The 13,194-nt window shown below is 64.4% G+C and carries 11 protein-coding genes; 8 read left to right on the top strand and 3 right to left on the bottom strand.

Going from position 1 to position 13,194, the window contains the following annotated elements; genetic code table 11:
* Positions 1-108: 108 nt before the first annotated feature.
* A complete protein-coding gene (locus BSF38_RS11100; RefSeq protein WP_076345586.1) occupies positions 109-1,098 on the bottom strand; it encodes a zinc-dependent alcohol dehydrogenase family protein in 990 nt (329 codons plus the stop codon).
* Between the two features lie 510 nt (positions 1,099-1,608).
* Between BSF38_RS11100 and BSF38_RS11105 the strand changes: the two genes are divergently transcribed.
* The 4 genes from BSF38_RS11105 to BSF38_RS11125 all read left to right on the top strand — a co-directional run bounded on the left by BSF38_RS11105 (position 1,609) and on the right by BSF38_RS11125 (position 6,464).
* Complete coding sequence (locus tag BSF38_RS11105) at positions 1,609-2,613, top strand: hypothetical protein (protein ID WP_145952074.1); 1,005 nt, start codon at positions 1,609-1,611, stop codon at positions 2,611-2,613.
* 433 nt (positions 2,614-3,046) lie between these two features.
* Entirely contained in the window at positions 3,047-3,439 is a 393-nt protein-coding gene (locus BSF38_RS31695) for a hypothetical protein (RefSeq protein WP_210405710.1), read from the top strand.
* Positions 3,440-4,028: 589 nt separating this feature from the next.
* Positions 4,029-4,454 (top strand): methionine-R-sulfoxide reductase, encoded by a 426-nt coding sequence (locus BSF38_RS11120; RefSeq protein ID WP_076345592.1) that lies wholly within the window; start codon positions 4,029-4,031, stop codon positions 4,452-4,454.
* Between the two features lie 306 nt (positions 4,455-4,760).
* Positions 4,761-6,464, top strand: coding sequence for an ABC-F family ATP-binding cassette domain-containing protein (locus BSF38_RS11125; RefSeq protein WP_083712871.1), 1,704 nt, complete (start codon positions 4,761-4,763; stop codon positions 6,462-6,464).
* A gap of 180 nt (positions 6,465-6,644) precedes the next feature.
* On the opposite strand, the gene BSF38_RS11130 is transcribed toward BSF38_RS11125, so the two are convergent.
* Positions 6,645-7,031 (bottom strand): DoxX family protein, encoded by a 387-nt coding sequence (locus BSF38_RS11130; protein ID WP_237170845.1) that lies wholly within the window; start codon positions 7,029-7,031, stop codon positions 6,645-6,647.
* Positions 7,032-7,370: 339 nt separating this feature from the next.
* On the opposite strand from BSF38_RS11130, the gene BSF38_RS11135 reads away from it, so the two are divergent.
* The 4 genes from BSF38_RS11135 (at position 7,371) to BSF38_RS11150 (ending at position 11,262) form a co-directional block, all read left to right on the top strand.
* Positions 7,371-7,781, top strand: coding sequence for an ester cyclase (locus BSF38_RS11135; protein WP_168189361.1), 411 nt, complete (start codon positions 7,371-7,373; stop codon positions 7,779-7,781).
* 239 nt (positions 7,782-8,020) lie between these two features.
* Positions 8,021-8,269, top strand: coding sequence for a hypothetical protein (locus BSF38_RS11140; protein ID WP_076345596.1), 249 nt, complete (start codon positions 8,021-8,023; stop codon positions 8,267-8,269).
* Between the two features lie 241 nt (positions 8,270-8,510).
* Positions 8,511-10,541, top strand: coding sequence for an SUMF1/EgtB/PvdO family nonheme iron enzyme (locus BSF38_RS11145; RefSeq protein WP_076345598.1), 2,031 nt, complete (start codon positions 8,511-8,513; stop codon positions 10,539-10,541).
* 109 nt (positions 10,542-10,650) lie between these two features.
* Complete coding sequence (locus tag BSF38_RS11150; RefSeq protein WP_076345600.1) at positions 10,651-11,262, top strand: hypothetical protein; 612 nt, start codon at positions 10,651-10,653, stop codon at positions 11,260-11,262.
* A gap of 989 nt (positions 11,263-12,251) precedes the next feature.
* On the opposite strand, the gene BSF38_RS11160 is transcribed toward BSF38_RS11150, so the two are convergent.
* Positions 12,252-13,100, bottom strand: coding sequence for a gluzincin family metallopeptidase (locus BSF38_RS11160; protein WP_237170846.1), 849 nt, complete (start codon positions 13,098-13,100; stop codon positions 12,252-12,254).
* Positions 13,101-13,194 lie beyond the last annotated feature (94 nt).

Genomic DNA, 13,194 nt, shown 5'->3' on the forward strand with positions numbered 1-13,194 from the left:
TGCTTTCGGCACTTCAGGCGCAGACGCTGGCCACCCGCGGCTCGATGACCGAGCCGCGCCGAAGCGTCCCGCTTCCGTGCGGGAACTATTGGGTTTGCTCCGCTTGCGTCACACCGTGACGACGACCTTGCCGACCTGCTGGTTCGACTCCAGGTAGCGGTGGGCCTCGACGATCTCGTCGAGCGGGAACGTCCTGGCGATGAGCGGCTTGAAGCCGCCGTCGGCGAGCCCTTCGTTGATGAATCGCGTGGCGCGCTCGAGCCGATCGGGGTCGCTCGTGATCTCCATCATCACGTACCCGCGAAGGGTGAGCCACCGGCCCAGGACGTCGAACAACGGGAGTGGCGTCGGCTCGGTGCTCAGGGCGCCGTAGAGGAAGATGATGCCGAGCTGGGCCGTCGCCTTCGCGAGCTTCGTCAAGGTCGGGCCGCCGACGGGGTCGAACACGACCCGCGCCCCCTTGCCGCCCGTGAGCCCGAGAACCTCCTTGACCAGGTCCTGCTCGTCGGAGGCGATCACATGGGCCGCGCCCGCGTCGACGAGCGCCTGCCGCTTCGCCGAACCGCGCGTCAGTGCGACGGGGATGGCCCCAACCCTGTTCGCGATCTGGATGGCGGCGAGGCCGACGCTGCTGGACGCGGCCGGGATCACGAGCGTGTCGCCCTTCGTCAGCCCGGCGATGTCGATGAGCGCGCCGTAGGCGGTGATGTACTGCATCCAGACCGCCGCCGCGTCGACCCAGGAGAGCGACGCGGGATGATGGACCACCGCATGGACCGGCGCGTTCGCCAGCTCGCCGTAAAGTCCGTAATCGTTCAGCGAGAAACTCGGGATGGTGCTGACGGCGTCGCCGACCTTGAACCCCTGGACGCCCGGCCCGACCGCCGCGACCGTCCCGGCCGCCTCATAACCGAGCCGAGCGGGAAGCTTGGGGTCTTCGAGATACTGCCCCCTCCGAAACATCGCCTCCGCGCGGTTGAGCCCCAGCGCCTTGACGCGGATCTGGACCTCTCCCTTTCCAGGAGGCGGCACGTCCAGCTCCTCGATCTTCAGAACTTCGGGCCCGCCGGTCTCGTGAAATCGCACGACTCTGGCCATGGCTGACTCCTGATGAAGGTCGATCACGGAGAAACCTGCCGGCATTCTAGCAAGCCGGGCAATGCGGGGCCCGGCAGCCAGGCGGAGCGGTCGCCGGGGAAGGTCACTCGACGACGGCCGTCGATTACGCGAGCCTGACGAACCGATTAAGACATCGCGATTTCACGGCCTTGATCGAAATCGGGCCAATTCGCAACTGTCCTCTGACCGAAGAGATATGAAGAATTGTCAGGTCGCTCCGCCCCCAGGGCGACCGATGCCTACCTTCGGCGGACTTACGGGCACCCGGATTGAACCGTGGGGATGCTCGAAATCCCATACTCAGAGAGTAGACCAATGGCAGGAAGCCAGACTCTTCGCCTGCGAGGTGGCCAGTTCGCAGCCGTACTCGCCGCAGCTTTCCTGACGTCCGTGGGTGGCGCCCGGGCGCAAAACTCGTCCCCACCGTTACCCCCGACGGGGACGCCAACCGCACGTGCCGACGAGATTGTCGACGAGATCGTCGACAGCGTGACGGCGTCAGAGGTGATGCCCACGCCGACGACCGTCCCCGGGCCCGCGCACTACCCCGGCCATGGCGGGGCACCGACGACGCCCCGGGTCGAGATGGGGCTCTTCGACACGATCACCGAGTCGCTCTTCGGCGACGCCTCCGCCCCGGGCAAGTGGCGGCCGCTGTCGCTCGGCAACTTCTTCAGCGAGGGCTGGTTGGAACCCTGGGCCGGCGGCCCCGCCGGGCAGTCGGGCCTGACGCCGCGGCACGGGTGGCTGGGATCGTTCGAAGGCGTCTTCTACCGGCTCTGGCTTGTGAACGGGACTTACCAGAACAACCTGAACAAGCCATTCGGGGGGAATGGATACCGGGGTGACTACTCCGTCTTCCTGCCCTTCAGTCGCCGGTTCGAGTTGTTTCTCAACGTGCCGTTCGTCGTCGCCAACGGGACCGAGGACCCGAGGCGCGGCTACCGGTCGGACTTCGGCGACATGTCCATCGCCGGGTCGTTCCTGCTCTCGGAGAGCAAGGCGTTTACACAGTTGTTCACCCTCGGCACGATCGTGCCGACGGGGCAGACCGGGACGGGAGGGAAGCTGATGACCGTGTTCCCACGTTACTCGTTCTGGGGCAACCCGGGCGGTGCCTGGGTGGTGCGTGGCGGGACTGGGGTGAATGTCCCGCTGAACAAGAACGACCAGCGGGGGGCCCCGGTGACCACGCCAGGGGGACAACTGATGTTCGGCGAGTCGAGCGCCCAGACGACGTACAACGCCGACCTGGCGATCGGCCGCTACTTCACGCCGCATGATGTCCCGTTCGGCGACCTCGTGCTCTATGCCAACTGCAACGTCGTCATCCCGCTGGAGGATCGCGGTCGGCCCGCCTACGTCGGGGTCGGCCCCGGCACGCGGTTCCAGATCACCGGCAACTGGTGGTTCCTGCATTACTGGGAGTTCCCCCTGGTCGGACCGCAAGCGTTCGACTACTCGATGCAGACCGCCATCGTGAAGGCGTGGTGATTCAAAAGCCGTATTGTCGTTGCGCCGGCGGTGCCTGGAACGCCCGAGACGCCGCCGGTCCCAGAAATCGAGTCGCGCTCGGGGTCACATCAGCCCGCCCGGGAGGCATCCAACGCCGCCCGGGCGGTTTGCCATTTTATTGGAAAGCTGGCGGACTTCTCGACAAACGGCCACGACCTGCCGCCCGCTTCTTGTCCGTCTGTCGTCCCCAGGTCAACCTCCGCACCGGGGATCGTGTCCGCGTAGGCGTCGCGATCACGGATCGGCCGCGCATTTATGATATTCACAAATCTTTTGCCAATTACTGCGATTGTCTCGACTTTGAGGGTGGGGCGCATTAGGGTGGCGCGGACGGGCCTATGCGACATCGCGTTGCACAGGGAGAGTGGAGTTTCTTCGCGAGCGCATGCGGCTCCGAATGGGAGAATCCATCATGACGCGCACCTTGAGGGGGAGTCTGCTGATCGCCTCGATGCTGATCGTCGCGTGGGCGACGACTTCGGAGGCGTGCCACCGGCGTCGGGCCAGGCCGACTACGACGTACTGTAATTCGGGGGCTACCTACGGGGCGGCTGCCTACACGGGCGCCACGGGCCAGTACGACGCCTCGGGAAACTACGTCACAACTGGTGGGGGCTACTACGGCGGCGGATACACCGGCGGCACGGCCGGCTATCCCGGCGGGTACACCGGCGGCACGGCCGGCTATCCCGGCGGGTACGACTTCGGCCGGCCCGGCTACAACCCGGGAGGCCTCGGCGGGCCGGCGTCCGGGCTGGGGGTGCGGCCCGGCCTGGGCGTCGGCGGCTTCGGCCCGGGACGCTGATCGGATTCAGGTTCTCCGATCACCCTGCGGAAGCGAGCCGACCTGGAGCTACGGGCTCTTCGGCGGCGGCGGCGCCGACGGTGGTGGTCGGATGATGGTTGCCGCCGCCGGCTGCCACGCGGCCGGCGGTAGGTGAGGAGATTTGCACGTCGACCGGTGCGGCCGGGCGTCACACCGGTGGCGACCCGGCCGTTCGTTTGGGTCGAACGGACAAAATCGTTGGTCCCGCGGGGCGATTCGCCTAGCGGCCCAGAAGAGGGACGGGCCATAAAGAAGGACCCAGCTCTCTTAGGGTCCAAGAAGGCAAGAGGAGGGACCCAGCGCTTTTGCTACCTCGGAGCAAGAAGAGGAACGGAGCGCTCTTACCAGGAGCAGGCCAAGGCCTGGACTGCCCCCCTTTTTCCGCGTAAGTTCACAGACCGCCGGAGGATAGCGCGTGGAATCGCCCAGGATCTTGTCCCGTCCGATCCGATGGCAGACGGCCGTCGTCATGATCGGCCTCGCCGTCGCTGGATGCAATGCAACTGACCGGCCGGAGGAGAGGGCCGCCGGCCGGTCGCCGTCCCCCCCCATTGCAGGAGCCGCCGAGATGCCGCCCGCAGAGAACGCCAAGCCGGACGCCGCCCAAGGCAAGTACAACCCTCTCTCGCCCGAGGAAGCTCGGGTGATCCTCGGGAAGGGAACGCAGCGGGCGTTCACCGGCGAGTACACCGATCTCAAAGACCCGGGCACCTACGTCTGCCGGCGTTGCAACGCGCCGCTCTATCGTTCCGACGATAAATTCGCCAGCGACTGCGGATGGCCCAGCTTCGACGATGAGATCGAGGGCTCGGTCAAGAAGGTGACGGACAGCGACGGTCAGCGGACGGAGATACTCTGCAACAACTGCGGCGGGCATCTCGGCCACGTCTTCGTGGGGGAACAGTTCACGAAGAAGAACACGCGGCACTGCGTGAACTCGGTTTCCATGAGGTTCTACCCGCAGGGCGAGCCTCTGCCGGAACTGAAAAAGTGAGGCGAGGCCGCCATCGCCCCGGGGCAGTCGTCTCCTGATACGATTGATCGAATGAGTGAACTCCACGGTCGCACCACCCCGCGAACTCGCCGGCCTGCTCGTCGCTCATGATGATTTCGGGAAGACGGAGGCTCGGAAGCCCATCTTTCGCGAGGGTGCCCCTTGCCGAAGACCATCAATTCGGTTACTATTTCTAGCTTTCTTCAGACTCTCCCCGCCTGATTGCGATGACGGGCCCTCCCGGACTTCGATTCGGCGTTCCGGCTCCCCCTCCCTTCCCGCCCGAACCGTGAGACGATTCCCCCGATGATCCGTTTGGTCAACGCCCACAAGAAGTTCGGCAATCAGACGATTTACGACGGCATCGACGCCTCGATCATCCGCGGCGAGCGGATCGGTCTGCTCGGGAAGAACGGCGCGGGCAAGTCGACCCTGTTCAAGGTGTTGATGGGCCAGGAGTCGCTGGACTCCGGCGAACTGCTCCGCGACCGCAAGTGCTCGATCGGCTATCTCTCGCAGGAGATCCACCCGCTCCGCGAAGGGACGGTCTTCGAGAACATGTTGAACCACCTCGGCCCCTGGACCGAGGCCGATCTCCGGCTCAAGGAGGTCATGAAGGGGCTGGAAGCGGGCGACCCGCAAGCCCTGGACGGCTACGACGACGCGATGGAAGCGTTCGTAGCCGCCGGCGGCTACGAGATGGAGGCCCGCGCCAAGGCGATCCTGCTGGGCCTGGGGTTCTCGGTCGCCCAGCTCGACGCGCCGGTCGCCACCCTCTCGGGAGGCTGGGCGATGCGGTTGGCGCTCGGCGGCCTGCTCGCCTTCGATCACGACATCCTGCTCCTCGACGAGCCCACCAACCACCTCGACCTCCTCAGCGTCAAGTGGTTTGAGGAGTTCCTTCGCTCCTACCCCGGCGCGATCCTGATCACCTGCCACGACCGCGATTTCCTCGACCGGGTCATCACCAAAACGTTCGACCTGGAACTGGGCAAGCTCAACTCCTACACCGGCAACTATTCGGCCTACCTCCCGCAGAAGGAGCATCGGCTGGCGGTCCAGCAGGCGTCGTTCGACACGCAGCAGAAGAAGATCCGCCAGATGCAGGACTTCGTCGATCGCAACCGCGCCAACGCGGCGACCGCCGGGCGGGCCCAGAGCCGGCTCAAGGCAATGGACAAGATCGAGCGGATCGACGCGCCCCGGGCTGACAACTCCTCCGTCCGAATCCGTCTGCCCGAGCCGCGTCGGAGCGGCCAGGTCGTCGCCAAATTCGCCGACGTCACCTTCTCCTATGGTGCCAAGGTGGTCTATCGCGACCTCGCCCTGGAGATCGAGCGAGGCGACAAGGTGGTGCTGGTCGGGCCCAACGGTGCCGGCAAGACGACGCTCATGAAGCTGCTGGCGGGCGTCCACACGGCGACGCGGGGCGAGGCGGCGTTCGGCAGCAACGTCTTCGCCACCTACTTCGCCCAGCACCGGGTCGAAGCGCTGGACATGAAGGCGACCGTGATCGACAACCTGCGGGAAGTCCACCCCGGTGCCAGCGAAGGCGCCTTGAGGCAGATGCTCGGCGCGTTCCTCTTCTCGGGCGACTCCGTCGATAAGTCCGTCGGGTCGCTCTCCGGCGGTGAGAAGACCCGCCTCTGCCTGGCGCGAATCCTCACCGTCGCCCACAACTTCATCATGATGGACGAGCCGACCAACCATCTCGACATCGCCAGCCGCGACCTGCTCGAAGAAGCTCTGAATGAGTATTCGGGCTCGCTCTGCTTCATCTCGCACGACGAGCACTTCATCCGCGCCGTGGCGAACAAGGTGATCGAGGTCGAGTCGGGTAAGCTGACGGTCTATCCCTGCAACTACGAGAACTACCTCTACGCCAGGCTCAAGCGGCAAGAGGCCGACAGCCCCTTCGCCGTGCTCACGCGCAGGGTCAAGCCCAAGGCCGAGGACTCCCCCAACGGCGCCAAGCCCAGCGCCGGCCGCCGAACGTCTTCGGTCTCCTGAGCCGCAATGTCCGCGAGAGGACTCCCGAACGCTCTCGGCGTCCCTGTCGCCGACGTCGGCCCTGCTCCGATTGATGGAACACGGCCCCGTCGCCGCGACGACTCCCGAACATCTCGGCTTGTCCACGAAGCCGGTGCAGGTGCCGTTAGAAACGCGACGTCCCCGTTATCCCTTCCTTACTTACTCGGCCACGAGTGGAACGAGAGTGCGGAGCTTTTGGTCGCGGAGGTACAACCCGAGCCACGCGATAACGCCGATGATGACCGGCACGAAGAACATCCCGTCTTCGGCGTGGACGTGGGTCGCCACCGCGCCACCGAGGTAGGCGAGCATGAGGAGGCCGCCGAGGTAGCGGGTCTTCGGGAAGAGGTAGAGGACGAACAGAGTCAGCTCGATGACCCCAAGCGGCAGGGCGGAGGCGGCGGGGTAGTTCTTGGACCACTCCTCGATGAAGCCCTTGGGCTGTGCGATCTTGAAGAAGGCGCTGGGCAGAAACACGAGGGCGAGGATGCCCGAGAGCACCCAGCCGGTCACGAGCTGCCACTTGGGGATCGGATTCGTCATCATCTTCATCGCCCCAGAACGGTTCATTGCCGGGTTAATACGCAGCTTCTAACGCCCATTCGGACCAACTGCAAGACAGGTTCCCGGCCACGGACATCCAGCCCTTCTTGCCAATCTGGCGAAAATGCTCGACGACGTGCCTCTCCAGCGTCGTCCGCCCTTGCTCCCTGCCGCTCCCCGTTCCATACGGGATGCTGTGCGGGGAAAGGGGAAAAAGCGCAACTCAATCGACTAGCCTCCCCCGCCGCAACCTCGGCTGGGAGTACTCTTTAGGCGCCGAGGAAACCTCGGTAGGCTGGCCGGGCGTCTCAGCCTGAAGCCGAACCTTCCGGAGTGTTAGCCGTGCCCGACAATGCCGCCATCGTCCGCCAGTTCATCAACGAGGTCCTGAACCAGGGAGATGTCGACGGCGCCGGTCGGTTCGTGTGGGAGGACGTGGTTGAGCAGGTTCCCTTCCCAGGTCAGGGACCTGGGCTGACGGGCCTGCAGGACGTCCTGCGAGGCATGCGGTCGGCATTCCCCGATATGCACTGGACCGTCGAGGAGCAACTCGCCGACGGCGACAGCGTTCTTACCCGGTTCGTATGGACCGGAATGCATCAGGGGGAGTTCCTCGGCGTCCCGCCAACCGGACGACCAGTGACGGTTTGGGGAATGGTCATCGACCGACTGGTGGACGGGCGGATCAAGGACACCCGCATCCTCATGGACACCCTGGGTCTGATGATGCAGCTTGGGGCGATCCCGGGCTGAGCGTGAAGCAGAAGAACAGGGACTTAGCGCATTCTTGAAGCCTGGACGCTCCCGTGGAAGTTTCGAGGCATGCCAAGGACCGCTCGCGCCGCCGTCGGCGGCATGATCTATCACGCCCTGAATCGGGGAAACGGCCGCGCGGCCGTCTTCCATAAAAGCCGGAGGACTACGTCGCCTTCCGGCGGGCGATCGTCGACGCTCGCGAGCGGCTGCTGCTCGACGTTCTGGGCTACTGCCTCATGACCAACCATTTCCACCTGGTGCTGCGGCCCCACGGCGACGGCGACCTCGTCGAGCGCAACCCGCTACGGGCCGATCTGGTCGAGCGGGCCGAGGACTGGCGTTGGTCGAGCCTGCCCGATTGGATTCGGGGCGACCCTCTGCTGTGGCGCGGCGAGCCCCCGCTCCGCGACGCCGCTGTACAGGAGGTCGCAAGTCGATCAATCAGCACGTCTTGCGACAATGAGTCAGAACGGCCTGCGGCTTAAGTTCGTGCCATTCCGCTATGTCCCCCTTTTTTCTTTCAAGTCGATCAATCAGCACGTCTTGCGACAATGAGTCAGAACGGCCTGCGGCTTAAGTTCGTGCCATTCCGCTATGTCCCCCTTTTTTCTTTATGTCCCCCTTTTTTCTTCACACGTCGACGCTTCTCCTAGACTATCGATCGTCGCTATCTTGAAGCGATGGTTCTATGGTTGATATCGGCACGCTTCGCAAGGAGTCTGGCTAGTGTTCGCTCATCTAAGCGTTTGGTTCAGCCGTATCGTCGCCCTGTTCCGCGGCGCGGCTATCTTCATCAGCCATAAGACCGAGGACAAGGCCGAGGCGCAGGCCTTGATGGAGTTCCTTAAGACGATGCGCTTTCGAACGGTGTTCCTCGATAGCGACCGGGAGCAGGGCATACAGCCGGGAGAGCAATGGGAGCGGCGCATCGCCAAGCAACTCCGCCGTAGCCGGGCGGTTATCCTCCTCCTGACCGATTCGTCACGTAAATCGAACTGGTGCTTCGCCGAGGTCTTCCTTGCCAAGTCTTTGGGCAAGGCGATCATCCCCCTGCGGATCGGGCCCGTCCCCGCAGCCCCCGCGCCTGCGTTGGACAGCCTCGTCCAAGACTATCAGGTCTACGAATCGAAGGACTGGGATGCTGCCAAGGGCGACCTCGAGGCGGGCGTCAAGGCGAACAACATCGACCCTCGCGAGGATGTCCGGCAATTCGTCGTCTCCCTACCTTTCCTCGTTCCGGCCGCCTTGCTGGTGGCATTCGTATCCTACGCTGTATGGGATCGGCGAGCAGAGTCGTACGCCTCCGACGTGGTGAAAGAGTTGGCCGCTCTGACAGCGCCGGAGAAGATCCGGAATGCGTTCGCCAATGTGAAATCTAATCGTCCCCGCGTCATCTCACACGCGATCAAGTCGATAAACGACACCGTCGCCCGGCTGGACGACGAGGAGAGCAACCTCACCATCATGCGGCTCGAGGACCCGAACGCGGGCGACTTGAGCAAGATCCAGGTGAGCCGCGACGAGGATGCGAGGAAGGCGGCGAATCTCACCCTGGGCCTGCTGGCGTCCTTGGACTCTGTCGTGAGCGACGGGACTATCGATGCGGTCCTCGCGCGATTCAAGCTGAGGTCCGACGATCGGCTCCGCACGGCGGTTGTGAGTCGGTATCGCGCCGCGGGCATGGAGCCCGATCACCTCCGCATGGTTATTGAGCACGCCATCGTGCGACCGCTGCCGACCCGCGAGTTGGAGCAGGTGTTGGTGTCGGTTCTCGGTGTCCTGGGTGACTATGCCGCCGATGAGCTGTCGGAATTGAGAATGCCTGCGGCGGCCCGCTTGATCGATGTACACGCCTCGGGTTCGGACCAAGCGTTGCCGGAATGGCTCTCCGACTTACGCAAGGCCCACCCATCGGGTGCCGTCCATTCCGCGGCCGACTGGCTGATCCGCCTGGGGGCCCTGGAACAGAAGTTCCCAGGTCGGGTCGTCCCCTCGCCGCATACTTCGCCCGCCTCCCCGGTTCGCTGGTTCTACTCGCCGGGCGGCCAGTTGATGGTCCGTGTCGACCCCAAGACTGACATGGCCGAAGAACTTCGCACAGCTCATCCGGACTGGGCCGCGCATCCGGCGTTCTACATCACCGCGTGCGAGGTTAGACGGTCGGAATACGCGAAGGAGGCGACCCACCCCGACTGGGAACGGCCCCAGGACAAACTCACTTGGTTCGACGCAGCCCAGTACTGCAATTGGTTGAGCGACCAGAATTCCCCTCCCTTGGCGCACTCCTACCAGCCAAGAGGCAACGCCCTCGCCCCCATCGCCCTCCCCCTCGCAAAGCAGGCTGGTTACCGGCTACCGACCGAGGTCGAGTGGGAGATTGCCGCGAGGGCAGGGACTATCTCAATGCGATTCTATGGCTGGGATCCGGCCCTCCTAGGCCGATACGCCTGGCTGTCGAGCACGACCTCGGGAAGCGACTGGGCTGGATTCAGGCAGCCCAACTCGCTTGGCTTGTTCGACGTCTACGGCGGCGTCGCCGAATGGTGCCACAACCGAGTCAATGATCCGGACTTCACCCGAGAGGGCAGCGGCGAGACCTACGAGACGCAGGTCGTTCGCGTCCTGCGCGGTGGGGCGAAAGGGACAATTGATACGCGGCCAAATTCACGGACTTTTGAATCCATCGATCTGGGTAAGTTTGATTTCGATGCAGATTTCCGTGGCCTTCGGCCGGTAATTCTTTCGACGACAAAATGAGAAATTGGGTAACAAACAGAACCAGACGACCCTGGACAACATGGGCAATCTGGGGTATTTTGGCCGAGGCTTGACTTCGCTAGCCATCTCATCACCTCGGAGGATTTCCATGCGTACTTTTGTGGGGATCGTTTTGAGCTTCGTTGTATTGGGCGGCCCGCTTCGAGAGAGCCTTGCGCAGGACCCCAACAAGCCGGATCCGTCGCCCTCGCTGAATGCGATTGACGCGAAGGATCTGCGGGGCTTGCTCAATGGCGTACTGGATCGGATCGCAATCAACCCGGGAGCTGACGCGGTCTTCCCCAGCCAGACGGCGCTTGGGGCGTTCATCGCCGACGCACAGCAGGTAGTCGCCCGGTCGTCACGCGGGGTGGGGCGCAGCGTCACGACAAAGACTCTGGGCGACAACGTCTTGGCGACGATCGATCAGATCGCCGTTGCCGCACAGGCCTCTGGGGTCGCCAAGATCTCGGCTTCGAACATGGCCCTACTCACCGGCCGGACCTCATTGCTCCTCTCGAGCGTGGTCTTCGATGGTGAACGAGTCTTCCCTGCGCCCCAGGCCCCGTCGAAGTCGGCACCAGGCACCAGCATGCCCCCGGTGCCCTCGAAATCCATACCCGGTGTGGGGGCCGCGGCCCTGGGACCGGTCATCCCTTCAGCCCCGAGCAAGGTGTTCCCACCGCAGGCCCCAACCAATGGAGTGCCTCCAAGCTTTTGAAGCATGGAGGGCGGCTGATGCTCTCCTGATCCCGGCCGTCACAACAGGTGCTCGGGGAAGCTCTCCGCAACGAGCATTCCGTGCGGTGCTTCCCTGATATCGTCCGGGAGAAAAAGGGACGCGGGGACGGGGACGGATGCAGGGACGGGGACGGGATGCAGGTACGGGGACGTAGCGCTTTTGCTACTCGCAGCCAGTATACAGAAGGTCCAGATGGCTGGGCTCATGGTGCTTAGACTCCTTCTTCCACCCGTGCAAGCCATCCATTCCACCGAATCACTGCGATCCGAACTCGGGACTCGTCTTTCCCGACAACCAGAAGGAATCGATGATCAAGCTTGCAGATCGGTTGTAAGTTCAAGTTGGAGGACTATGCAAGTCGTCCGGTTCTTTCACAACACGGCTGTCGGGTGAGAAGGGAAAGCACTTCGACTATCGACGCCAACGGCTTCGTAAAAGCGCGCGAACGGAGCCAATCGGCCTCGGCGGACGAACCGGAGGAGACGGTGGAAATAGCGCGTGAACGGAGCCGATCGGTCCAGGCTGGTTCGAGAGGCGACCGACTTCAGAAAACGCGCGAACGGAGCCAATCGGTCTGGAGCACTGGGCGGGGGCGCTTGTGGGAAAGCGCGCGAACGGAGCCAATCGACCGGGGCTACTTCAAAGGCGGTGCCAGCCGAGAAGGCGAGGCGAAGGGAGTCGGCCGAGGGGGCGGGAACGGACCGAAATCCGGTGGTTTCCCGCGCGATCGAAGCCAATCCGGGCGACGGTCGTAAATCCTTTGAAAATCAGGCTTTCGACGTCAGAGAATCGGTGTTCTCGGACGACGAACGAAGCCAATCCGGCCGGTGAACCGGGAAGGGCCGCCGGGGCTGGTCCGGTCAGGAGATCGGGACCAGGAGGGCGGCCCGGGGTAGTTTGAGGACGGGCGGATCGGTCGCGGAATGGGAGCAAACGAAGCCAATTTCGGACCCGGGGTTGGTCGGTGGTCAGGGGCCGGTGGAGGCTTGGTCGGCGCGGTCGAGTTCGGGCTCGTCGCCGTAGGCGAGGAAGGCGTCGTCGCCCTGGCGGGGGGAGTGGTTCGCCGTGAGGGCGACGCGGTGCCAGGACCGCCAGGCGCGGTCGAGTTCGCGGACGTCGGCCAGTCCGTAGTGGTCGAGGGTGGCGCGGTCCCATCCGGCTTCGAGGCCGTCGCGGACGAACTTCAGAAACCGGGGTCGGCCGCCGATCTCGATAAGGAACCGGGAGATCGAGTAGCCCTGGCCGTAAAAGGACATGAGGTCCTTGGGGTACTCCTCGATCTGGAACAGTTTCCCCAGCGAGATTTCGCCGCGGCGGGCGAGGAGGTCGTCGGCGATCTGGTCGTGACGGTGGCGTTCCCGTTCGTCCTCGCTGAGGAGGGAAGCGCCTTCGTCGGCCCAACGGGGCATGGGGCCGCCGAAGTAGGCGGCGAAGATCGTGTGGGTGACTTCGTGAGGCAGGGCCGAGGCCAGGATGCGTTCGAGCCGGCCTTCGACCACCATGCTCTGGTCGGTGACGTGGCCGTGGTCGAAGCCGAACGAGGTCAGGCCGCCGGCCTCCCCCCCGGTCAGCTTCACCTTCACCGGGCAAGGCCGGGCCCAGTCGGCGAGTTCCTTGCCGAGCCAGGCCCGCGCAATGGTGCGCCGGCATTTTTCGGCGTGGTCGGCCACGGTCCGGGCGATCTCGGCGTTGGGCGCCTCGACCACGAAATTGGTCGTGCGATGGGAGACGCCGGCTCCGCAGAGGAGCGGCAGGCATCCCAGCATGAGGGCGGCGATGGGGCGGGAAGCCGGAGACCGTACGCAATGAGCATCCATGCGTTTCACTCCTCCTTGAGCGGTCGCGCGACGAGGCTCGATCCTTCGAGCCGGCCGGGCCGCGGGGGCGGACGCTCGGCCGGGGGGCCCGTCT

The sequence above is a fragment of the Paludisphaera borealis genome (assembly GCF_001956985.1).
GTDB classification, from domain to species: domain Bacteria; phylum Planctomycetota; class Planctomycetia; order Isosphaerales; family Isosphaeraceae; genus Paludisphaera; species Paludisphaera borealis.